Origin of the sequence: Streptomyces sp. NPDC053427 (assembly GCF_044544985.1) — a bacterium.
Taxonomy (GTDB): Bacteria; Actinomycetota; Actinomycetes; order Streptomycetales; family Streptomycetaceae; genus Streptomyces.
Map to the genome: position 1 here is coordinate 582,582 of NZ_JBITYA010000001.1, position 20,531 is coordinate 603,112.

Sequence of the window (20,531 nt, forward strand, 5' to 3'; positions counted from 1 at the left end):
GCGTCTGATGGCGGGTACGGCACTGGTCCTGGGCGGCGGAGGGCTCACCGGAATCGGCTGGGAGATCGGGATGCTGGCCGGTCTCGCCGACGTGGGGATCGACCTGAGCGCCGCCGAGGTCGTCATCGGCACCTCCGCCGGCTCGATCGTCGGCGCCCATGTCACCTCCGCTCGGCTCACGCCGGCGGAGATGTACGAGCGCCAGCTGGCCGCGCCCGAGGTCCGGTCGGGCGCGCGCATGGGTCCGGCGGCCATGGCGCGGTTCGCCGCCATCGCGCTGCGCTCGCGGGACGCGACGTCCTTCGGCGTGAGGATGGGACGGCTCGCGCTGGCGGCCCGTACCGTCCCGGAGGCGGAACAGCGCGCGGTGATCGCCCGGACCCTGGGCAGCACCGACTGGCCCGCGCGACGGCTGGTGATCACGGCGGTGGATGCGGCGACGGGGGAGCGGACCGCGTTCGACGACACCTGTGGTGTGTCGCTGGTCGACGCGGTGACCGCCAGCTGCGCGGTCCCCGGCGTGTTTCCGCCGGTCAGCTTCGAGGGCAAGCGGTGGATCGACGGCGGGGTGCATTCCAGCGCCAATGCCGATCTGGCCGCCGGATACAGCCGCGTCGTGGTCATCGCACCGATGGCCGTCAGCGGCGGACCGATCGCCGCCCCGCGGACCCAGGGCGAGAGGCTGGCCCGCCAGGGCGCCCAGGTCCGGGTGATCACGCCCGACCGGGCGGCCAGGACGGCGTTCGGGCGCAATGTGCTGGACCCCACCAAGCGCGCGGACGCGGCCCGTGCCGGGCGCCGGCAGTCGGCCGACCACGCCGAGGAGATCCGTCGGATCTGGCCGGACTGACCACCGCCCCGCCCGGCACAATGGGACGGTGAACGAGCACATCGGACCAACGGGCGACCGCATCGGATCGACAGGCGACCGCGGCAGGCCGACGAACGAACGCACCGGGCCGGCGAACGACGGCAGCGGGCCGGCGACCGATCCCGCCGGACCGGCGGACGCGCCCTCCGCACCGGCGGCCGAGGAGCCCGATCCGGATCCGATACCCGTCACCCGGACCGTGGACCACGGCACCGCCAAGCTGATGCCGGACGTCGACCACCCTCGCGCATGGCTGCTGACGGTCGACGGTGCGCCGCAGTCGTACGTCAACCTCGATGCGCCCACCCACCTCGAATTCGAGTACGTCCGCAGGCTGGCTCACGTCCTGGACGAGGCCGCGGCCCCGGGACAGCCCCTCGACACGCTGCACCTGGGCGGTGGCGCGCTGACCCTGCCCCGCTATCTGGCCGCCACCCGCCCGCACTCCCGGCAGGACGTGATCGACGCCGACCGCGGGCTGCTCTCCCTGGTGACGGAACACCTGCCGCTGCCCGAGGGCTCCGGCATCGAGATACACGCACAGGACGCCCGCACGGCGCTGGAGGCGGCGCCGGAACGCAGCGCCGATGTCATCGTGGCGGACGTCTTCGGCGGCTCGCGGGTGCCCGCCCAGCTCACCTCGATCGAGTACGCGCAGGCCGCGGCGAGGGTGCTGCGCCCGCACGGTCTGTACGCCGCCAACCTCGCCGACAGCGCGCCGTTCGGCTTTCTGCGCGGTCAACTCGCCAATTTCGCCGCGGTCTTCGAGCATCTGGCGCTGATCGCCGAGCCGTCGGTGCTGCGCGGCCGCCGCTTCGGCAATGCGATCCTGCTCGCCTCGCGTACGGAGCTGCCGCTCGCCGCGCTGGCCCGGCGGGTGGCCGGTGACGCCTTCCCGGCCCGGGTCGAGCACGGCGCGGCGCTGCGACGGCTGATCGCGGACGCGCTTCCCATACGGGATGCCGAGGCGGTGCCGTCACCGGAACCGCCCTCGGGAACCTTCAGCCTCGGCTGATGCGGGCCCCGGCCGATGGTCGGGCGCCGTTCCCGCTGCCCCGGGTTCTCGCGTGGCCGGCCCCCGACCCGCCCGGATCCCGCCGCCTTCCCTATTGCAGCGGGGCGGTGGTGGGCGTGGCGGGTGCGCCGGGCGGCGGAGCGGTCGACGGAGCGCTTGCCGGTGCCTCCCGCCGGACCAGTGTCCGTACGTCCCGCACGCACAGCACCGCGGCCGTCAGCAGCGCGATCAGCGCGGAGCAGCCCCACAGCGCGGCCGAGCGGCCGATGAGGTCCTGTACGGGGCCGGCCAGCGCGGTGGCCACCGGGACTCCGACCAAGGAGCCGAACCAGTCGTAGGAGGAGACCCGGGAGAACTTCTCCTCCGGAATCTCCTGGTGGAGCGCCATCATCCAGGTCACCGCGAAGATCTCGACGCTCACACCGGTACCGAACATGATCGCGGTCAGTCCGGCGGTGGGCAGGGGCACGGCCAGTGCGGCGGAGGGCAGGGCGAGGGGGAAGACGCAGAGCGCGCCGGTGAGCAGGATGCGGCGCGGCTTGATGCGGGTCATCAGCAGCGCGCCGCCGACCGTTCCCGCACCGAACGCGGCCATCGCCAGTCCCCATGGCCCCGCGCCGCCCAGATGCTCCTCGGCGACCATCGGACCGTAGACCGCCTCGGCCGCCACGATCAGCGCGTTGACGATCGAGAACTGCACCACCACCGCCCACAGCCAGCGCCGCGAGGCGACCTCGCGCCAGCCGTCCCTCAGGTCGTGCAGCATCCCTCCGCCCGGGGTGCGCGCGGCGACCTCGCTGACGTCGAGGAACGCCCGTAGCGCTCCGGCGAGGGCGAAGCAGGCGGAGTCGACGGCCAGCACCCAGCCGGGGCCGACGGCGGCGACCAGGGCTCCGCCGAGTGCCGCGCCGCCGATGTTCGCGCCGTTCATGCCCATCCGGAACACGGCGAAGGCCCGCCCCGAGTGCTCACCGGAAACGCTGGCGAGCACCATGCCCTCGGAGGCCGGAGCGAAGAACGCCTGCCCGGTGCCGCCGAGCGCGGCCAGCACCGCCATCTGCCACAGCTGCGGCTGCCCGGTCAGTACGAGAAGCGCGAAGAGGCCCTGGGAGACGCAGTTGAGGGTGTTCGCGGCGACCATCACGCGATGCCGGGGGACCCGGTCGGCGAGCGCGCCGCCGATCAGCAGGAACAGGACGAGCGGGAGCGTGCGGGCGGCGGCGACCAGGCCGACGTCGGTGGCCGAGCCGCCGGTGGTGAGCACCGCGAAGGCGGTCGCGATGTGCGCCCCGGAGTTGCCGAGGCCCGAGATCACGGTGGCGCCGGTGAGCAGCAGGAAGTTGCGCCCGGCCCACGTGGGGCGGGCCGTCACCACGATCGCGCCGGGCGGCGTCGTATCGGGATCGGCTGGTGCGCGGTGCGTCGGTGTCGTCCTGGCCACATGGGCGTCAACGATATGCGGGACCGGAGGCGCCCGGCACGCCGTTTGCCGGGGTGCGCGCGAGGGCTGCCGGACCGGGAACGGGGCGGGCTCTTCCCAACCTAAGCTACCGCTAGGTAACATGTCGCCATGTCCTCCGAGACCCTGCCGTCGATCGGCGAAATGATGTCGGCCTCCGTGCCGATGGTGCGCACCCTGAACCTCGAGTTCACCGAGACCACCGCAGAGCGCGCCGTGGTCCGCATGCCGGATCAGTCCGACTTCCACAACCACGTCGGCGGACCGCACGCCGGCGCGATGTTCACCCTCGCCGAGTCGGCGAGCGGCGCGATCGTGATGACGGCCTTCGGTGACCAGCTCGGCCGCGCGGTGCCGCTGGCCGTACGCGCGGAGATCGGCTACAAGAAGCTCGCCATGGGCCCGGTCACCGCGACCGCCGAGCTCGGCCGGGCGGTGGCCGAGGTGGTCGCCGACCTGGATGCCGGTGAGCGCCCGGAGTTCCCGGTGAAGGTCACGATCACCCGCGAGGACGGCGCGATCACCGGCGAGATGACCATTGTGTGGACGCTGCGTCCCAATAAGTGAGCGATAGGTGAGCCAGTAGGCGAAGACCGCTCCCCGGCCCGTCGTGCCCTGCACGGCGGGCCGTCGTCGATCCGCGTCCGGGCCGGGCGATCGAGTACGCTTCCCTGGCGCGCTGTCACGGCGCGCCAGGGTATCGACCGGCCCGGCGCCGCAGGCGGCCGGGCAGCGGCCCACGGGGGCCCTACACCAAGTGGAGGAAGCGGCTTTGCACATCCAGGAGTGGCTCGAGACGGTACCGGCCGTGAGCGTCTACCTCCTGGTGGGGGTGGTCATCGGGGTGGAAAGCCTGGGCATTCCGCTGCCCGGTGAGATCGTCCTCGTCAGTGCGGCGATCCTCGCCGCGACCACGGATCACATCAATCCGTTCGTACTGGGCGCCTGCGCGTCCGTCGGCGCGATCGTCGGCGACTCCATCGGGTACGTGATCGGGCGCAAGGGGGGCCAGCCGCTGCTCAACTGGGCCGGCCGGAAGTTCCCCAAGCACTTCGGCCCCGATCATGTCGCCATGGCCGAGGAGAAGTTCGAGAAGTGGGGCATGTGGGCGGTGTTCTTCGGCCGCTTCATCGCCCTGCTGCGCATCTTCGCCGGGCCGCTCGCCGGCGTGCTGAAGATGCCGTACTGGAAGTTCCTGATCGCCAACGTCCTCGGCGGCATCGTCTGGGCCGGTGGCACCACGGCCCTCATCTACAGCGTCGGCATCGTCGCCGAATCGTGGCTGCGCCGCTTCCAGTGGCTCGGTCTGGTCGCCGCCCTTCTCTTCGGCCTCGGCTCCTTCCTCGTGATGAAGCGCCGCGCGAAGAAGGCGGCGGCCGAGCGGGAGGCGAAGGTCCGCGCCCAGGTTCCGGCGTCCGTCGACTGACGATCCGTCAGGCACACGCCGTCATGTGATCACCGGCCCGGTAGCACCCGCTACCGGGCCGGTGGTGTGTCGTGTGCGGCGTGCGGGCTGTGCGGGGCCGGAGGTGAGGGGCGGCCGGGCCCGGCCGGTCAGGGGGTCGACCAGACGTCGGGGCCGCCGTCGCGCCATTCGATGAGGTGGGTGTCGTCCCAGGTGAACTCCGCGGTCGGGAATCCGGCCCGGCGCAGATACGCGGCCACGTCGCCGGGGCGCAGCGCGCGGCCCAGGTCCTGTCCGTAGAGCGTGACGCGGCGGCCGCCGGTGCAGGGCGGGTGCACGATCACGGGAGCACGCTTCATGCCCTCCAGGGTGCGGCCGACCCGCCGCATCCGCATCCCGAACGGGGCCGCCCGGTCACACAGGGTGGCCATCGCCGGGTGGCAAGGCCGGCCGCCGTACCGGGGCCGGCACCTCAGGAACCCGTCCGCAGCCGGGAGAAGAACGGGGCCGCCCGGACCCCGCCGGGGCGCCGCCACCACCGGGTACCCCCGTCGGCCTCCGGCGCGGAGACACCCTGGCGCACCTCGCGCCGCAGAGCGGCGAGCATATTGCGGGCCCCCGCGATGAACAGCGGATCCCCGACGAGCTTCTTGGCCGCCAGCGCCTTACGGCAGGCCCGCAGCGCCACCTCCGGGCGGCCATGGGTCCGTTCGGTGAGGGCGCGGGCGTACAGGACGGTGGAGTGCAGCCAGAAGTCGCCGTCGGAGTGGCGCAACTCCCAGGCGCGGCGGGCGGCGGCCGTCGCCCCCTCCGCGTCCACCGCCGACAGCGCGATCGCCAGCAGCGCCCAGCTGTGGGCGGGCCCGGGGCCGAACCACGGGTCCTTGGACCGGTGCCCGGCCGCCTCCTCCAGGCAGGCCACCGCCGCCCCGGTGTCCTCCCGGTACAGCGCCAGCACACCGTGTGCATGGGCGATCCGGGCCAGCCCGTCGGAGTCCGCGTGCATCACGGCTGCCGTCCACGCCTGGTCCAGCAGCGCCTCCGCGGTGGCCGGCGCATGCTCCTGCGCGGCGAGCCAGCCGGCCAGCCACAGCGCCCGCGCGCGCAGCGGGGTGTCGTCCCGGGAGAGCAGCAGCAGCCGGTCCAGATGCGCCCGGCCCTCGCGACGGTAGCCGCACGCGCCCCACTGGAACCACAGCGAGACCGCGATCTCCAGGGCGCTGAGCGCATCGTCCACGTCCTGCGGCGGCCGGGTCAGCGCCGCGTCGAGATGGTGCTGCTCGTCCTCCACCAGCCGGACGGCGATCTGCTGGTCGGGTCCCTGCCAGGCGATCTGGGCCTCGGCCGCGAGCGCCGCACACGCCTGCCGGAACCGGCGCAGCGCCGCGGACTCCTCGCCCGCCTCGCGCAGCTGGGTCCGCCCGAAGTCCCGGGCGCCGCGCGGGAGTCGGTAGCGCGGCGGCAGCGTGGCCCGGGTGCCGTGCGGGGCGCCGCCGCCGTCCCGTACGCGTTCCAGTACGGAGCCCAGCCGGAGCCGTTCCAGTGCGGCGTCGATCTCCGGCGCAGGAACGTCACTGCTGGCACAGACACATCCCGCCAGCCAGGGGTCGAAATCGCCGGGGAGCACCGAGAGCCGGGCCCACACCCGCCGCTCGGTGGGCGTGCAGAGGGCGTAGCCGGCGGCGTGCGCGGCGTAGAGAGAGGTGTGCCGCGCGGTCGGCGCCGGGCCCGAGTAGAACAGCGGGCCGTCCGCGTCCACCTGCGCCGCCAGCTGCGGCAGCGACATCCGGTCGAGCTGCCCGGCGGCCAGCTCGATCGCCAGCGGTGAGCCCTCCAGCGCCTCGCACACGGCGACGAGCAACTCCGGCGCGGCCGCCCCGGCCCGCGCGGCCAGCAGCTCGACGGCCGCCCCCGCGATCCCCTCGCCCAACGTCACCGGCAGCGGCCCGACCTCGACGACCCGCTCCCCGGGCAGCCCCAGCGTCCGGCGGGACGTCGCCACGATCCGCAGCGACGGCTCGGCCCGCAGCAGCCGCCGCACCAGCTGCGCGCACTCCTCGATCACCGGGTCGCAGTCGTCGAGCAGCAGGATCGCCCGGTGCCGGACGCAGTGCGCCGCCAGCGCCGCGACGGTGGGGCCGGCGACGGGGTCCGCCCGCTCGGGCCGGCCGTGCGGCCTTGCGTACGGGCACGGGGCGCCCGGGGCGACGGCCTGCGCGGCGGCGGGCAGGACGACGGCCCGGAGCAGAGCGTCCGTCAGGGCGCCCTCGGCCGGGCCGTCCCAGCAGCCGACCCGGACGACCGTGCCGCCGTGCCGTGCGAGGTGTTCGTCCAGTACGGCGCCGGCCAGCACGCTCTTGCCCACTCCCGCGGCCCCGGTGAGCGTCACCAGCGGAGAGCCGTCCAGCAGCCCGGACACCTGCTCGCGCTCAACGGCCCGTCCCACCACCTCGGGAGGTGGCCGGCGATCGGCCCACGCGCTCATCTGTCATCCCGTCCGCGGCACAGCCCCGCGCCGTCCTGTGAACGACCAACGATGCCAGAACCGACCGCTCGGCAAACAGGCAAGTCCCCTTATCTATCGGGGGAAACGCGGCGGGAACGCTTGACGGGACGGCAGACCGGCGCCGGGCCGCGGGCCGCTCAGTCTTCCGAGGCCTGGACCGATTCCCGGTGCCGCGCCACCAGTTCGAGGTACATCGCGGCATTGAGCTTGATCGTCTCGCGCTCCTCGTCGGTCAGCTCCCGCTTGACCTTCGCCGGCACGCCGGCGACCAGCGAACCGGGCGGCACCCGCATGCCCTGCGGGACCAGCGCCTGCGCGGCGACCAGCGAGCCGGCGCCGATGTGCGCGCCGTTGAGGACCGTGGCGCCCATGCCGATCAGGACATCGTCCTCGACGGTGCAGCCGTGCAGCACCGCGTTGTGTCCGACGGAGACCCGTTCGCCGACGGTCACCGGGAAGCCGGGGTCCACATGCACCGTGCAGTTGTCCTGGATGTTGCTGTCGGCGCCGAGCACGATCGGGCCGCAGTCGGCGCGCAGCACCGCGTGGTACCAGACGCTCGCACCGGACGCCATCGTGACGTCGCCGAGCACGACGGATGTGGGCGCGGTGAAGGCCGCCGGATCGATCGCCGGCTCCTCGCCGGCCACCCCTGAAATCAACGCCCGTCCCGCCATGTCCGTATCTCCTTGCCAGTACTGTGCCGCGCCAACAGCACCGTAGACGACGGCCGGACCGGCGGGCGGGGGCGGCCGCCGGTGGGGCGAAGATCACAGCGCGCGGCGCGGTCGGCCGGCCGGTGCGCTGAGTACGGTGTGCGGGTGCCGTCAAACCAGAACGTGTTCTCATCTCTTGCGGCCTGGCGGCGCCGGGCCGCATCGCGCGCCGTCCACCGGGGCGTGCGCTGGGTGAGGCGGGCCGCGGCCGTCACGGCCGAGCGGCCCGGCCCGTACCGCTTCCGCCGGATCGGCGCCGGCGCCCGGCTCGCCTTCCCGCAGGGCACGGTCTTCGGCGACCCGTGGATCGAGATCGGCGACCACTGCATCATCGCCCAGGACGTGACCCTGACGGCGGGCATGATGCCGGACCTCGATCTCGGCGCGGACCCCATCCTGACCCTGGGCAACGGCGTCGTCCTGGGCCGCGGCAGCCATGTGATCGCGGATGTCCGGCTGACGATCGGCGACGACTGCTTCTTCGGCCCCGGGGTGTATGTCACCACCACCAACCACAGCTACGACGATCCCGAGACGCCGGTCGGGAAGCAGTGGCCGCGCACCGACCCCGTCAGCATCGGCTCCGGCAGCTGGATCGGCACCGGGGCGGTCATCCTGCCCGGCGCGCGGCTGGGCAGGAACGTGGTGGTCGCGGCCGGTGCGGTGGTGCGCGGCGAGGTGCCCGACCATGCGGTGGTCGCGGGCGCGCCCGCCAAGGTCGTCCGCAGCTGGGACCCCGAGGCGGGCTGGCAGCCGCCGCTGCGTACGCCGACGCCCGTGCCGATCCCCGAAGGCGTCACGCCGGAGCAGCTGCTCGCGCTGGAGGGCTGGGAGCCGGAGGAGGACGGGGCGACGGCGGCCGACGGGGCGTACGAGGTCTCCTGAGGCGCGTACCGGACGAGGCTTCCCGAGCCGCCGTCGGCCGCGTCGGCCCGCGTCCCTCAGCCGCCCGAGGCGAGCAGGACCGTGCCGACCAGGGCGAGCGAGGCGCCCGCCGTCTGGACGGCGCGCATCCGCTCCTTGAGCAGGCCGAGCGCGGCGAGGGCGGTCACGACGGGGTAGAGCGAGGCGAGGACGGCCGCGATGGTGACCGGGCCGCTCTGGGCGGCGAGGGCGTAGGTGCCGTTGCCGGCGACATCGGCGATGCCTATGAAGGCGAGCGCGGGGAGCGAGCCGCGCAGCGCGGTGAACCCGCCCTCGGGCAGCGCGGGAGTGCCGCGCCGCGTCGTGGCGTACAGCGCGGCGCCGCCCACCGCGACATTGCACACGCGCTGGACGAACAGGGCGAGGAACAGGCCGGTCACGGTCGTGGACGCCTGCGCGATCAGGGTCATCACCGCGCCGAAGCCGAAGGCCGCAATCAGGGTGAGCGCAATGGTCTGGCGGGCCACCGATGCCCCGCTGAGCCGCGGTCCGCCGGCCAGCAGCACGCCGATCACGGCCACGATCATGCCCGCGACCTGGACGAGTCCCGGCCGTTCGCCCGCCACGATGCCGACACCCAGGGGGACCATGACGGTGCCCAGGGAGCCGAGCGGGGAGACCACGCCCATCGGGCCGAGTGCCAGGGCGCGGTAGAAGCAGAGCATCGCGGCCGGGCCCACGACGCCGGCCGCGACCGCGAACCACAGCTGCGGGCCGGCCTCCTGCCAGCCGCCGGTGGCCAGCACGACGGCGCCCAGTACGAGGGAGGCCAGGGTCTGCGAGACGACCACGACGGTCAGCGGGTTCAGGCGTCGGGTGAGCAGTCCGCCGCCGAAGTCGGCGAGCCCGAAGAGCAGGCTGGTGGCCAGGGCGAAGACCGCAGTCATGGTGAAACCTCGCAGTACAGTGACGTGAACGCTGAAGTGCAGCACAGAGTAGTTCATTAAACTGAACTGCAAAATTGAATATATTGAACCTCGATGGACTTCGACCTGGACGGACCGTGACGGACCTCGATCAGCTCACCCAGTCGCTCGCCCGCAACCTCAAGCACTGGCGCACCGAACGCGGCTACACCCTCGACGCCTTGGCGGCGCGGGCCGGGGTCAGCCGCGGCATGATCATCCAGATCGAGCAGGCCCGTACGAACCCGAGCGTGGGCACCACCGTCAAGATCGCCGACGCGCTCGGCGTCAGCATCACCACGCTCCTGGACTACGAACAGGGCCCGCAGGTACGGATCGTGGCGCGAGGCGAGGCCGTGCGGCTGTGGTCCACCGAAGCCGGCAGCTCCACCATGCTCCTGGTGGGAGCCGAGGCGCCCGGCCCCTTCGAGATGTGGGACTGGCGGCTGATGCCCGGCGACCGCAGCACCTCGGATCCGCATCCCCCGGGCACCGTCGAGCTGATGCACGTCCGGTCCGGCACGCTGACGCTCGTCGTGGACGGCGAGGAGTACGAGGTGGCCGCCGGCGCCTCGGCGACCTTCGAGGCCAAGGTGGCGCACGAATACCGCAACGACGGCTCGGATCCGGTCGAAATGACCATGTCGGTGATCATCCCGCTCGGGCGCTGACCGCCCCCTGAGACGGGCCGTCCCGGAGGGTTCGCACCTGTTAGCTTGGCGGTCATGCGCGTGCCGATGGATGCCTTCGACGATGTCCGCCCCGCCGCCGAGTGCCTGGACCTGCTGGTGGAGCCGGTGGCAGCGGCGATCCGGGACTGGAGCGGATCCGTACCCGTGCAGGAGCTCCGCTACGTGGACACCGATCCGGCCATCGCTGACACCGACCTCCTCGTCGAGCACTACGGCGCCTGGCTGCTGGAGCAGTCGGCGAACTGCGTCGTGGTGGCGGGCAAGCGCGGCGGCGAGGTCACCCTCGCCGCGTGTCTGGTCCTCTCGCACACCCGGGTCGACGTCAACGGCACGGTCCGCCGCCAACTGGGCGCCCGCAAGGCCTCGTTCGCGCCGATGGACACCGCCGTCGGCGAGAGCGGGATGGAGTACGGCGGCATCACCCCGATCGGCCTGCCCGCCGACTGGCCGGTGCTGGTGGACGCCGCCGTCGCGGATATCCCGTACGCGCTCATCGGCAGCGGCGGCCGCCGCGGCAAGCTCATCGTGCCCGGCAAGGCGCTCGCCGAACTGCCCGGCGCCACGGTCCTGGACGGGCTGGGCGTCGGATGACTCCGGCCCCGCTCCCCGGCCCCGCGACCGCTATTCGGCCCGCTCCGCCCGCCCGGTCCGTGCGCGCGACCGCAGATTCAGCGACAGCGGCGTGGAGTGCTCGGTGAAGCCCAGGCTCCGGTACAGCGGCTCGGCCTCGTCCGTGGCATGCAGATCGACGCGGGTGACGCCCCGCTCGGCGAGGCGGCCCAGCAGCGCCTCCGTGGTGGCCCGCGCATAGCCGCGTCCGCGATAGCGGGGGTCCGTACAGACACTGAAAACGAACCCGAAGCGCCCCGAAGGATGCCCCGGCGCGGGCAGCCGCTCCTCGATCCGCCCGACCGCGCAGGCCGCCAGATGCGGCGCCCCGGCCGGCTCGCCGTCCACCACGAACGCGACCAGCGGTGCCTCCGGAGCGGCCAGCTGCCGACGCGCCATCGCCTCCGCCTCCCGCTCCCAACTCCCGGGCTCATCACGCCCGTTCATGGCCAGGAACATCAGCCGACGCAGCCGGACGAGCTCGGCGGCGTCTTCGGGGACGGCGGCACGGGTCGCGATCATGCGCGGACGCTAACGCACCCGGGACGCGGCCGAAACGGGATATCTCAAGGGCCGGACAGCGGTCCGGCACCGTGTCCCGGCAGGTGCCGCCCCGGCCCGCACGGCGGTGCGGGGGATCCGCCGTGCGGTGCTCCGAAGGGCCCGACGAGGATCGACCACTCATGGACCACTCATGGACCACTCGTCGATCACCGATTGATCATTGCGCCCATTTCGGGGTCCACGTGGGGGCGTCCCGGCGGTCGGGCCCCGGCGAGCCGAGGTAGTCGCGGAGTGTGCCGAGCGCGGGGTGCGGGTTGTCCCTGCGCCAGATCAGCGAGTGCGGGTAGACCGGTGTCGGGTCGTGCACGGCAATGCGCCGCAAGTCGTCGTCGGCGGGCCAGACGAGACGGGTCTGCTCGCCGACGAAGGTCGCCAGCACCGAGGACTCGGCGATCGTGTCGAGGAGCGGCTCGGTGCCGAAGTCGGGGCCGGTCGCCTCGATGGTGAGCCCGAACGCGGCGGCGAGATCGTCGTAGTAGGCGGCCCACTCGGTACCGGCGACGAGGCCGGGCATCCAGATCCGGTGCCCGACGAGCTGGGCCGGCGTGACCGCGCGGGCGGCGGCGAACTCGTGGGCCGGTCCGGTCAGGAGCTGGAGGGGCTCGTCGCGGACCCGGGCGGCCTCGATGCCTTCGGGGAGCTGCCGCGCGGGAAAGGTGAGGGCGCGGAACGACGCGTCGATCGTGCCGGACCGGACGGCGGCGATGGCCGCGTCGGCGTCGAAGAGGGTCACGACATCGAGTGCGGTGTCGGGATGCGCACGGTGGAAGCCGCGCAGCAGACCGGCCGGCGCGAGCCGCCGGCCGATCACGTCGACGCGCAGCGCGCGCGTGCCGGGCCGCACGGAGGCGGCCGCCCGCTCTTCGGCCCGCAGGAGGTCGCGGGCGTGGGGCAGGAACGCCTGCCCGTCGATGGTCGGCCGGGCGCCGCGCGCGGTGCGGGTGAACAGCCGCACACCGAGGTCCTTCTCCAGCGCGGCGATGCGTTTGGAGACGGCCTGCTGGCTGATCGACAGGGTGAGGGCGGCCTCCCGGAACTGTCCGGCGTCCGCGACGGCCACGAAGGTGCGCACTGCGTCGAGATCCACGACCACAGTTCTACAACGTCCGGTTGTACTTTGCCGGGCGGGTCGGTTGTTTGCTCCGCCGCCTCGGCACCCGCTTTGATGGCGCCGGTCGGCATCGGGGCGTGGCAGGGAGACGGGCATGTGGGCCAGACGGCCGCTGGGGCGGCAGTTCGGGTGGCTGTGGGCGGCGTACGCGGTGAGCGTGCTCGGCACCTGGCTCGCCTTCGACGCGTTCCCGTTGATCGCGGTGATCGTCCTGCATGCCGGGGCGACGGAGGTGGCGGCCCTGGCGGCCGCAGGGCTGGCGGTGGGGGCGGTGGTGGCGGTGCCGCTCGGGCCGTGGGTGGAGTTCCGCCGCAAGCGACCGGTGATGATCGCGATGGACCTGGTCCGGTGCGCGGCGCTGCTGACGGTCCCGGCCGCCTTCGCACTGGGAGCGCTCACCTTCGTACAACTTCTGGTTGTGTCGATCGTCGTCTCGGCGGCCGACATCGGCTTCACCGCGGCGAGCGGGGCGTTTCTCAAGGCGCTCGTCCCGCGGGACGACCTGCTCGTGGCCAACGCACGGTTCGAGGCGACGTCCTGGACCGCGACCGTGCTCGGGCCGCCGCTCGGCGGGGCCGCGATCGGGGTGCTCGGCCCGGTGATGACCGTGGTGGCGAACGCGGTCAGCTTCCTGCTGTCGGCCGTCGGGATCCGCGCCATCGGCGGCAAGGAGACACCTCCTGTGCCAACGGGGCCGGCACCGGCCGGAAGCCTGCTCGAGGGCTGGCGATACATCCTGGCCCACCCGGCGCTGCGCCCGTTGTTCTTCCACACGGTCCTGTTCAACGCCCTGATCATCGCGGTGGCGCCGCTGCTCGCCGTCCTGATGGTCGGCCACCTCGGGTTCACGCCCTGGCAGTACGGCCTCGCCTTCGCCGTGCCGAGCCTCGGCGGCCTGGTCGGCTCGCGGCTGGCCCGCCGACTGGTCGCGCGGTTCGGGCAGCACAGGATCCTGCTGACCGCGGGGACGCTGCGTGCGTGCTGGCTGCTCGGGCTGGCCTTCATCCGCCCCGGGACCGCCGGCCTGGTACTCGTGATGGCCGTCGAGCTGGGCCTGATCACATGCTGTGCCGTGTTCGCCCCGGTCTCCGCCACCTACCGGCTCGAACGGACCGACGCCGACCGGGTCGCCCGCACCCTGTCCGCGTGGTCGGTCACCAGCAAGCTCGCCACCGCGGCCCTGACCGCGCTGTGGGGGCTGCTGGCCGGCCTCACCGGCCCCCGCACCGCGATCGCGATCGCCGGCCTCGTCGTTCTGACCACCCCGCTCCTGCTTCCCCGGCACCGTGACGCGCCCCCGCACAGCGAGAACGGCGCCGCAGCCACCCATGACACACCGCAACTCCCCGCGGCCCCCTGAAGGCGGAGGGGGGAGGGGTCAGCCCAGTCGCGGGATTTCGATGGCGGGGCAGCGGTCCATGACCATGGCGAGGCCGGCGGCACGGGTGCGGGCGTAGGCGGCCTCGTCGATGACGCCGAGCTGGAACCAGACGGCGTCGGCGCCGATGGCAACCGCTTCGTCGGCGACGGATCCGGCGAGGTCGCTGTTGACGAACGTGTCGACGACGTCGATCTTGAACGGGACGGCGTCGAGGGACGGATAGCCCACCTCCCCGTGCACGGTCTCCGCTTTCGGATGTACGGGGACGATCCGCTTGCCGTAGCGCCGCAGCACCTCCGCGACGCCGTACGCGGCGCGCTGCCGGTTCGAGGACAGCCCCACCACGGCCCAGGTGTCCCCGAGCTGGGTAAGGATCCTGCGCATCGTTTCCGGGTCGTCGTACACGGCCGCCTCCTGAAGTCCATGGCCCTTCTGCGCCACAACAGCTGGTCGGCCGCGCTCATTCCCGCCCCGGGGCCGCACTCGCCGGCACCGGCCGACGGGCACGGCCCGCATGCGTGCACCACGCAGTCGCCCCGCCCGAAGGGGAAGGCGGGCGGGGCGAGTTCTTGGGTGGGGTCAGCCGGCGCCGCCGATCACCCCGGCACCGACGACCGTGCTGCCGGCCGTGGTTCGGGCCGGCTTGCCGATCGCCGCGCCGCCGGCCACCGGCTCGATCCCGGCGGCCGCCGTACCCGGGCGCAGCGCACCCGCGACCGGCTCGCGCGCCTCGTCCGCCTGCTGTGTGGCCCCGGTCCCGGCCGCCGCGATCGCCGCCCGCAGCGGCTCGGTCTCCACCAGCATGCTCACCGGCCCGGTCGGGTTCAGGTACAGCGCATGCCCCGGCGGCAGCTGCTCGACGAGCTCGGCCACCGGCCGCCGGTCGTACAGCAGCCGTCCCACCGGCTCGAGATAGCCGGGGGAGGTGTAGACGGGGATCACCGGAGTGCCCTCCGGCGAGGCCGCGGCCAGCGGCGTACCGGTCGCGGTGACCAGGACCGAGACCTCCGCACGGGCCAGCGTCGCATGGACGTCCTCGGCCGGGCCGTAGCCGGTGGCGGCGAGCTGTACCGCGCCGTCGACGGCGTCGGCCGGCTCCGCCCAGTCCAGCGCCTGCGGCGACGGCCGGTACTCGGGGTTGTCCCGCCACTCCTCGATCTCGCCGGTCGGGCCGGACCGCCACTGCCCGATCAGTGCCCACAGCGGTGGCGCCCCCTCGCCCTGCCAGGTCAGATCGACCATGGCCAGCCAGTGGTCGGGGGCGCTGCGTGCCGCCTCGATGACCTCCGGCGGCGGCTCGGGCATGTCCTCGCCCGTCACGGGAACGCCCGCCGTCATCGCCGACTGTGTGCTTTCGTCCATGAAGCCCTCCGCCAACCCGCCGATCCGTTCCTGAGTGCACGAGCGGGCCCCGCAAACGCCAAGGCCTTCGCCCTGGCTCACCCTGCCCACGGGCGGCGCGGACGTCTTCGCGACGCACCGTGCGGAGGGCCCGGGTACGCCGCCTGGCCGTGCGCCCTGCGCCCGTACGGCGGACGCCGCAGCGCGGCGAGGGGCACCGGGACCGGCCGGTGTCCGCGTGTCACAGGGGCCGCATAGGCTGGTCGGATGCAGGAGCAGTACCGGACGCTCGCCCGCGAGGGTGTCCATGAGATCGAGATCAACAAGTCCCGCTTCCTCTGCGCGCTCGCACCCGTGGCGAGCGAGACCGAGGCCCAGGACTTCATCGCGCGTATCCGCAAGGAGCACCCGGGGGCACGGCACAACTGCTGGGCGTATGTCCTCGGCGCCGACGGCAACGTCCAGAAGGCGAGCGACGACGGCGAGCCGGGCGGCACGGCGGGCGTGCCGATGCTCCAGATGCTGGTGCGGCGTGAGATGCGCTATGTGGTCGCCGTCGTCACGCGGTACTTCGGCGGCGTCAAGCTCGGCGCCGGCGGCCTGATCCGCGCCTACGGGGGCGTCGTCGGCGAGGCGCTGGACACGCTGGGCACGGTCACCCGGCAGCGCTTCCGGCTGGTCACCGTCAGCGTCGACCATCAGCGGGCCGGCCGGGTGGAGAACGACCTGCGGACGACGGGGCGCGCGGTGCGGGAGGTCACGTACGGGGCCGATGTGCGCATCGAGGTCGGGCTGCCGGAGGCCGACCTGGACGGCTTTCGCGCGTGGCTGGCCGACGCGACGGCCGGGACGGCGGTGCTGGAGGTCGGCGGCGAGGCGTACGGGGAGCTGTGACGGGCACGTCGTGACGGGAATGCCGTGACGGCGGGGTGCTGCATGCAGGCGCCGGGGGCGCCATGACGGCACGGCGGAGCAGGCACCGGAAATTCCTGCCCCGACCGGTGCGCGCGGGCCCCGATCGTGCCAGCCTGTGGCGCGGCGAGCACAGCCGCGATCCGGCAGCACGGCCGGCACGAGAAGGGGCAGCCCCATGCCTGAACTCCTCAACGAGCGCGTGGGATTCGTCCGCCGCATCGGACTGTTCCAGGCCACCGCCCTCAACATGAGCCAGATGTGCGGCATCGGTCCCTTCGTGACCATCCCCTTGATGGTGGCGGCGTTCGGCGGGCCGCAGGCCGTCATCGGATTCCTCGCCGGCGCGGTCCTGGCACTCGCCGACGGGCTGATCTGGGCCGAACTGGGCGCCTCCCTGCCGGGCGCGGGCGGCAGCTATGTCTATCTGCGGCAGGCGTTCCAGTACCGCACCGGAAAGCTGATGCCGTTTCTGTTCGTCTGGACGGCCATGCTCTTCGTCCCGCTCGGTATGTCCACCGGGGTCATCGGCTTTGTGCAGTACCTGGGTTACCTCTGGCCGGACATGAGCCAGGGCCAGGGCGATGCCGTCGGCCTCGTCGTCACCGTGGGGATCGTCGTCCTGCTGTGGCGGCGGGTGGAGAGCATCGCCAAGCTCACCGTCGTGCTGTGGACGGTGATGATCGCCTCTGTCGTCCTCGTCATCACCGCGGCCTTCACCCACTTCAGCCCGGAACGCGCCTTCACCTATCCCGCGCAGGCCTTCGAGCTGACGTCGAGTCACTTCTGGATCGGCTTCGCGGCGGGCCTGACCATCGGCATCTACGACTACCTCGGCTACAACACCATCGCCTACATGGGCGCGGAGATCAAAGAGCCCGGGCGGACCATCCCGCGGGCCATCATCTGCTCCATCCTCGGCATCATGACGATCTATCTGCTCCTGCAGATCGGCACCCTCGGCGTCATCCACTGGAAGGACATGCTCGACCCGCACAACCCGGCCTCCTCGTCCGTCGCCTCCGCCGTCCTGGAAGCCGCCTGGGGCAAGGGCCCCGCCGAAGCCGTCACGGTGCTCATCCTCGTCACCGCCGTCGCCTCCGTCCTCGCCGGACTGCTCGGCGGCTCCCGTATCCCCTACGACGCCGCCCGCGACCGGGTCTTCTTCCGCCCGTACGGCACCCTCCACCCGCGCCACCGCTTCCCGGTACTGGGACTGCTGACCATGGGGCTCCTCATGGCCGCGGGCTTCCTCCTGGGCCGGCACACCGACCTGGCCACCATCATCCAGCTGCTGACCACCGTCATGGTGATCGTGCAGGCGCTGGCCCAGGTCGCCGCGGTCACCGTGCTGCGGCGCCGGCAGCCGACGCTGCGCCGCCCGTACCGCATGTGGCTCTACCCGCTGCCGAGCATCGTGGCGCTGGTCGGCTGGCTGGTGATCTACGGCTATGCGGACCGGAACGCGCCCGGTCGGCACCCCATTGCCTGGTCGCTGGCGTGGGTCGCGGCGGGCATTGTGGCCTTCGTGCTGTGGGCGCGCTACGAGAAGGAATGGCCGTTCGGCCCGAAGCGGATCAGCGAGGAGTATCTGGCGGAGCAGGCGGAGCAGGCGGCGCACGCGGAGAACGGGAAGAGCGCAGGGGATGCGGAGCGGGCTGATCCGGGCATCGAGCCGGTGCAGTAGCCGCCGGGGGACCGGCACAGGCCGACGTCCCTCGGCCGGCCCGGCGGCATTCCGACGCCGCGCCGCACCGTACGCGCCAGTACGGGGAAGCGGCCGCCCGGAGAATGTAGAAGGAGGAGGCAGAGGGAGGGAAACAGGGGGAGGAAGTCAGAAGCAGGAAGGCAGCGGCAGCTGTACGGGGACGCGGCGGACGGCACGAGCGAGCGTGCGTACCGCCTGAGCCCGGCGGAGGCGCGGAATGGCGACGAACGGCGTGGAACCGGGGGACCGGTGCCTGGTGACCGGGGCCACCGGCTACATCGGCGGGCGGCTGGTGCCGGAGCTGCTGGACGCCGGGTACCGGGTGCGGTGCCTGGCCCGCTCTCCCGAGAAGCTGCGTGACCACCCGTGGGCCGGCCGCGTGGAGGTGGTGCGCGGCGATGTCGGCGACGCCGCGTCGGTGGGTGCGGCGATGGCGGGCATCGACGTCGCGTACTACCTGGTGCATGCCCTCGGCACCGGCTCCGGCTTCGAGGAGACCGACCGCACGGCGGCCCGGATCTTCGGTGCGCAGGCCCGCGCGGCAGGCGTGCGCCGCCTCGTCTATCTGGGCGGCCTGACCCCCTCGGGCGTACCGGAGCGGGAGCTGTCGCCGCATTTGCGCTCGCGCGCGGAGGTGGGGCGCATTCTCCTCGCTTCGGGCGTGCCGACCACGGCACTGCGCGCGGCGGTGATCATCGGCTCCGGTTCGGCGTCCTTCGAGATGCTGCGCTATCTCACCGAGCGGCTGCCGGTCATGGTCACCCCGAGCTGGGTACGGACCAGGATCCAGCCGATCGCCGTCCGCGATGTGCTGCGCTACCTCGTCGGTGCCGCCCGGATGCCGGACGAGGTCAGCCGCGCCTTCGACATCGGCGGCCCCGACGTCGTCACGTATCTGGACATGATGCGGCAGTACGCGGCGCTCTCCGGACTGCCGCGACGGCTGATCCTGCCGGTGCCGGTGCTCACGCCGCGGCTGTCCAGCTACTGGGTCGGCCTGGTGACGCCCGTACCGCCGGGCATCGCCCGGCCGCTGACCGAATCGCTGCGGCATGAGGTCGTCTGCCAGGAACACGACATCGCGCGGTACGTCCCCGATGGGCCGGGGCGCCCGATCCCGTTCCCCAGCGCGCTGGCGTTGGCCCTGCAACGGGTGCGGGAGGCGAAGGTGACCACCCGCTGGTCCTCCGCGGCCGTGCCCGGCGCGCCGAGCGACCCGCTGCCCACCGACCCCGAGTGGGCCGGCGGCAGCCTCTACACCGATCGCCGCGAACTCGCCGTCGACGCCTCGCCGGATGCGCTGTGGCGGGTCATCGAAGCCATCGGCGGTGACAACGGCTGGTACTCCTTCCCGCTGGCCTGGGCGGTGCGCGGGTGGCTCGACCGGCTGGTCGGCGGCGTCGGGCTGCGCCGCGGCCGGCGCGACGCGGAACGGCTGCGGGTCGGGGACTCGCTGGACTTCTGGCGCGTCGAGGAGATCGAACCCGGCCGCCTGCTGCGGCTGCGCGCCGAGATGCGGCTGCCGGGGCCGGCCTGGCTGGAGATGCGGGTCGAGCACGGTGCGTCGGGCGGTGCCCGCTACCGGCAGCGGGCGCTGTTCCATCCGCACGGACTGCTCGGCCACCTGTACTGGTGGAGCGTTTCACCGTTCCACGCCTTCGTCTTCCGCGGCATGGCCCGCAACATCGCGCAGGCCGCCACCGCAGCCACCGCCACCCGGCCCGGCGGCCGGGCCCGCCGCCAGCGGGCCCGCGGCAAGGACGGACCGACGCCCCGATGAACCACCCCGGTCCTCCGGCGCCGCCGCACCCCGCGCGCCGGGACCCGCCTCACCCCGTCCCCGGGCGGGCCGACCGCTCCTGCCTGCCCAGGGCACGGCAGGGCATGAGCGCATGCACGGTCTTGCCGGACGGTGTGACACACACGGAGGTGGCGACCGCCAGCCGGCGGACCATCGGCCAGCCGAATCCGCCCCCGTCCCCATCGACGTCGGGTCGGCGTCCCACCGGCGGGACGGGACTGGCGTCCGACACGGACACCGCCACCGTGTCCCCGCAGACCGCCAGCCGCAGGGAACACGAGGCGTCGCCCGCATGCCGCACGGAGTTGGTGACCAGCTCGGAGACGACGAGCACCACGGTGTCGGCGGCCTCCTCGCACACCGGGGGCCGCAGACCCGCCAGAAACCGCGTGGCGACGTCGCGTGCGGTGGCCGCCGCCTGCGGGCAGCTCTCCAATGTCACCGCATGCGCCCGCGGTGACGGGTCCGGGCGAAGGGCCGCGGTGCTGCTCATCAGGTTCGCCGCCATGGTGTTCACGAAGCGTCAATCCCTTCTCACGATCACTGCCGGGCCGGCGCCCGGCCGCGGGCGCTGACCTGCCGCGCTCCGTCCGTCCCGGTCGCAGCGGCCA

At 73.2% G+C, this 20,531-nt stretch carries 21 protein-coding genes; 11 read left to right on the forward strand and 10 right to left on the reverse strand.

Annotated features, from left to right (window positions below; genetic code table 11):
- Nucleotides 1–7 precede the first annotated feature (7 nt).
- The gene (locus ACIGWZ_RS02170) at nucleotides 8–850 is read left to right on the forward strand and encodes a patatin-like phospholipase family protein (RefSeq protein ID WP_400059860.1); all 843 of its coding nucleotides are present in this window, start codon (nucleotides 8–10) and stop codon (nucleotides 848–850) included.
- Between the two features lie 244 nt (nucleotides 851–1,094).
- On the forward strand, nucleotides 1,095–1,886 hold the full coding sequence (locus ACIGWZ_RS02175) for a spermidine synthase (protein ID WP_400060774.1): 792 nt from the start codon (nucleotides 1,095–1,097) through the stop codon (nucleotides 1,884–1,886).
- 91 nt (nucleotides 1,887–1,977) lie between these two features.
- Here the strand turns inward: ACIGWZ_RS02175 and ACIGWZ_RS02180 are convergent, their stop codons facing one another.
- Nucleotides 1,978–3,327, reverse strand: a complete 1,350-nt coding sequence (locus ACIGWZ_RS02180; protein WP_400059862.1) for an MFS transporter — start codon at nucleotides 3,325–3,327, stop codon at nucleotides 1,978–1,980.
- Between the two features lie 129 nt (nucleotides 3,328–3,456).
- On the opposite strand from ACIGWZ_RS02180, the gene ACIGWZ_RS02185 reads away from it, so the two are divergent.
- On the forward strand, nucleotides 3,457–3,912 hold the full coding sequence (locus ACIGWZ_RS02185; protein ID WP_400059864.1) for a DUF4442 domain-containing protein: 456 nt from the start codon (nucleotides 3,457–3,459) through the stop codon (nucleotides 3,910–3,912).
- 205 nt (nucleotides 3,913–4,117) lie between these two features.
- Complete coding sequence (locus tag ACIGWZ_RS02190) at nucleotides 4,118–4,771, forward strand: DedA family protein (protein WP_400059866.1); 654 nt, start codon at nucleotides 4,118–4,120, stop codon at nucleotides 4,769–4,771.
- A gap of 128 nt (nucleotides 4,772–4,899) precedes the next feature.
- Here the strand turns inward: ACIGWZ_RS02190 and ACIGWZ_RS02195 are convergent, their stop codons facing one another.
- The 3 genes from ACIGWZ_RS02195 to ACIGWZ_RS02205 all read right to left on the reverse strand — a co-directional run bounded on the left by ACIGWZ_RS02195 (nucleotide 4,900) and on the right by ACIGWZ_RS02205 (nucleotide 7,933).
- Complete coding sequence (locus ACIGWZ_RS02195; protein WP_400059868.1) at nucleotides 4,900–5,109, reverse strand: hypothetical protein; 210 nt, start codon at nucleotides 5,107–5,109, stop codon at nucleotides 4,900–4,902.
- Nucleotides 5,110–5,222: 113 nt separating this feature from the next.
- A complete protein-coding gene (locus ACIGWZ_RS02200; RefSeq protein WP_400059870.1) occupies nucleotides 5,223–7,235 on the reverse strand; it encodes an ATP-binding protein in 2,013 nt (670 codons plus the stop codon).
- Nucleotides 7,236–7,393: 158 nt separating this feature from the next.
- Complete coding sequence (locus tag ACIGWZ_RS02205; RefSeq protein ID WP_400059871.1) at nucleotides 7,394–7,933, reverse strand: gamma carbonic anhydrase family protein; 540 nt, start codon at nucleotides 7,931–7,933, stop codon at nucleotides 7,394–7,396.
- Between the two features lie 144 nt (nucleotides 7,934–8,077).
- On the opposite strand from ACIGWZ_RS02205, the gene ACIGWZ_RS02210 reads away from it, so the two are divergent.
- Nucleotides 8,078–8,857: an acyltransferase gene (locus tag ACIGWZ_RS02210; protein WP_400059873.1), complete on the forward strand. Its 780-nt coding sequence runs from the start codon at nucleotides 8,078–8,080 to the stop codon at nucleotides 8,855–8,857.
- 56 nt (nucleotides 8,858–8,913) lie between these two features.
- On the opposite strand, the gene ACIGWZ_RS02215 is transcribed toward ACIGWZ_RS02210, so the two are convergent.
- Complete coding sequence (locus ACIGWZ_RS02215; RefSeq protein ID WP_400059875.1) at nucleotides 8,914–9,783, reverse strand: EamA family transporter; 870 nt, start codon at nucleotides 9,781–9,783, stop codon at nucleotides 8,914–8,916.
- A 116-nt stretch (nucleotides 9,784–9,899) separates the two neighbouring features.
- On the opposite strand from ACIGWZ_RS02215, the gene ACIGWZ_RS02220 reads away from it, so the two are divergent.
- Entirely contained in the window at nucleotides 9,900–10,472 is a 573-nt protein-coding gene (locus tag ACIGWZ_RS02220; RefSeq protein ID WP_400059877.1) for a helix-turn-helix domain-containing protein, read from the forward strand.
- A 54-nt stretch (nucleotides 10,473–10,526) separates the two neighbouring features.
- Nucleotides 10,527–11,084, forward strand: coding sequence for a YbaK/EbsC family protein (locus ACIGWZ_RS02225; protein WP_400059878.1), 558 nt, complete (start codon nucleotides 10,527–10,529; stop codon nucleotides 11,082–11,084).
- Nucleotides 11,085–11,114: 30 nt separating this feature from the next.
- Here the strand turns inward: ACIGWZ_RS02225 and ACIGWZ_RS02230 are convergent, their stop codons facing one another.
- Together ACIGWZ_RS02230 and ACIGWZ_RS02235 are read right to left on the reverse strand one after the other, a co-directional pair.
- A complete protein-coding gene (locus ACIGWZ_RS02230; RefSeq protein ID WP_400059880.1) occupies nucleotides 11,115–11,624 on the reverse strand; it encodes a GNAT family N-acetyltransferase in 510 nt (169 codons plus the stop codon).
- A 199-nt stretch (nucleotides 11,625–11,823) separates the two neighbouring features.
- Nucleotides 11,824–12,753 carry a LysR family transcriptional regulator gene (locus ACIGWZ_RS02235; RefSeq protein WP_400059882.1) on the reverse strand — a complete coding sequence of 310 codons (930 nt, stop codon included), beginning with the start codon at nucleotides 12,751–12,753 and terminating at the stop codon, nucleotides 11,824–11,826.
- A 118-nt stretch (nucleotides 12,754–12,871) separates the two neighbouring features.
- Between ACIGWZ_RS02235 and ACIGWZ_RS02240 the strand changes: the two genes are divergently transcribed.
- Entirely contained in the window at nucleotides 12,872–14,137 is a 1,266-nt protein-coding gene (locus tag ACIGWZ_RS02240) for an MFS transporter (protein ID WP_400059884.1), read from the forward strand.
- An 18-nt stretch (nucleotides 14,138–14,155) separates the two neighbouring features.
- Here the strand turns inward: ACIGWZ_RS02240 and ACIGWZ_RS02245 are convergent, their stop codons facing one another.
- Together ACIGWZ_RS02245 and ACIGWZ_RS02250 are read right to left on the reverse strand one after the other, a co-directional pair.
- On the reverse strand, nucleotides 14,156–14,563 hold the full coding sequence (locus tag ACIGWZ_RS02245; protein ID WP_400059885.1) for a CoA-binding protein: 408 nt from the start codon (nucleotides 14,561–14,563) through the stop codon (nucleotides 14,156–14,158).
- Nucleotides 14,564–14,737: 174 nt separating this feature from the next.
- Nucleotides 14,738–15,520: a type VII secretion system-associated protein gene (locus tag ACIGWZ_RS02250; protein ID WP_400059887.1), complete on the reverse strand. Its 783-nt coding sequence runs from the start codon at nucleotides 15,518–15,520 to the stop codon at nucleotides 14,738–14,740.
- A gap of 246 nt (nucleotides 15,521–15,766) precedes the next feature.
- Between ACIGWZ_RS02250 and ACIGWZ_RS02255 the strand changes: the two genes are divergently transcribed.
- The 3 genes from ACIGWZ_RS02255 (at nucleotide 15,767) to ACIGWZ_RS02265 (ending at nucleotide 19,899) form a co-directional block, all read left to right on the forward strand.
- On the forward strand, nucleotides 15,767–16,393 hold the full coding sequence (locus tag ACIGWZ_RS02255) for a YigZ family protein (protein WP_400059889.1): 627 nt from the start codon (nucleotides 15,767–15,769) through the stop codon (nucleotides 16,391–16,393).
- Between the two features lie 196 nt (nucleotides 16,394–16,589).
- Nucleotides 16,590–18,098 (forward strand): APC family permease, encoded by a 1,509-nt coding sequence (locus ACIGWZ_RS02260; protein WP_400059891.1) that lies wholly within the window; start codon nucleotides 16,590–16,592, stop codon nucleotides 18,096–18,098.
- A gap of 238 nt (nucleotides 18,099–18,336) precedes the next feature.
- Nucleotides 18,337–19,899 (forward strand): SDR family oxidoreductase, encoded by a 1,563-nt coding sequence (locus ACIGWZ_RS02265; RefSeq protein WP_400059893.1) that lies wholly within the window; start codon nucleotides 18,337–18,339, stop codon nucleotides 19,897–19,899.
- A gap of 49 nt (nucleotides 19,900–19,948) precedes the next feature.
- Here ACIGWZ_RS02265 and ACIGWZ_RS02270 read toward each other — a convergent pair whose 3' ends face one another.
- The gene (locus ACIGWZ_RS02270) at nucleotides 19,949–20,413 is read right to left on the reverse strand and encodes an ATP-binding protein (RefSeq protein WP_400059895.1); all 465 of its coding nucleotides are present in this window, start codon (nucleotides 20,411–20,413) and stop codon (nucleotides 19,949–19,951) included.
- Nucleotides 20,414–20,531 lie beyond the last annotated feature (118 nt).

Coding starts and splice junctions, on each gene's coding strand:
- ACIGWZ_RS02185 (WP_400059864.1), top strand. CDS start 3,457: ATGTCCTCCGAGACCCTGCCGTCGATCGGCGAAATGATGTCGGCCTCC.
- ACIGWZ_RS02255 (WP_400059889.1), top strand. CDS start 15,767: ATGCAGGAGCAGTACCGGACGCTCGCCCGCGAGGGTGTCCATGAGATC.
- ACIGWZ_RS02225 (WP_400059878.1), top strand. CDS start 10,527: ATGCGCGTGCCGATGGATGCCTTCGACGATGTCCGCCCCGCCGCCGAG.
- ACIGWZ_RS02175 (WP_400060774.1), top strand. CDS start 1,095: ATGCCGGACGTCGACCACCCTCGCGCATGGCTGCTGACGGTCGACGGT.
- ACIGWZ_RS02260 (WP_400059891.1), top strand. CDS start 16,590: ATGCCTGAACTCCTCAACGAGCGCGTGGGATTCGTCCGCCGCATCGGA.
- ACIGWZ_RS02240 (WP_400059884.1), top strand. CDS start 12,872: ATGTGGGCCAGACGGCCGCTGGGGCGGCAGTTCGGGTGGCTGTGGGCG.
- ACIGWZ_RS02270 (WP_400059895.1), bottom strand. CDS start 20,413: ATGAGCAGCACCGCGGCCCTTCGCCCGGACCCGTCACCGCGGGCGCAT.
- ACIGWZ_RS02215 (WP_400059875.1), bottom strand. CDS start 9,783: ATGACTGCGGTCTTCGCCCTGGCCACCAGCCTGCTCTTCGGGCTCGCC.
- ACIGWZ_RS02200 (WP_400059870.1), bottom strand. CDS start 7,235: ATGAGCGCGTGGGCCGATCGCCGGCCACCTCCCGAGGTGGTGGGACGG.
- ACIGWZ_RS02205 (WP_400059871.1), bottom strand. CDS start 7,933: ATGGCGGGACGGGCGTTGATTTCAGGGGTGGCCGGCGAGGAGCCGGCG.
- ACIGWZ_RS02265 (WP_400059893.1), top strand. CDS start 18,337: ATGGCGACGAACGGCGTGGAACCGGGGGACCGGTGCCTGGTGACCGGG.
- ACIGWZ_RS02230 (WP_400059880.1), bottom strand. CDS start 11,624: ATGATCGCGACCCGTGCCGCCGTCCCCGAAGACGCCGCCGAGCTCGTC.
- ACIGWZ_RS02170 (WP_400059860.1), top strand. CDS start 8: ATGGCGGGTACGGCACTGGTCCTGGGCGGCGGAGGGCTCACCGGAATC.
- ACIGWZ_RS02195 (WP_400059868.1), bottom strand. CDS start 5,109: ATGAAGCGTGCTCCCGTGATCGTGCACCCGCCCTGCACCGGCGGCCGC.
- ACIGWZ_RS02250 (WP_400059887.1), bottom strand. CDS start 15,520: ATGGACGAAAGCACACAGTCGGCGATGACGGCGGGCGTTCCCGTGACG.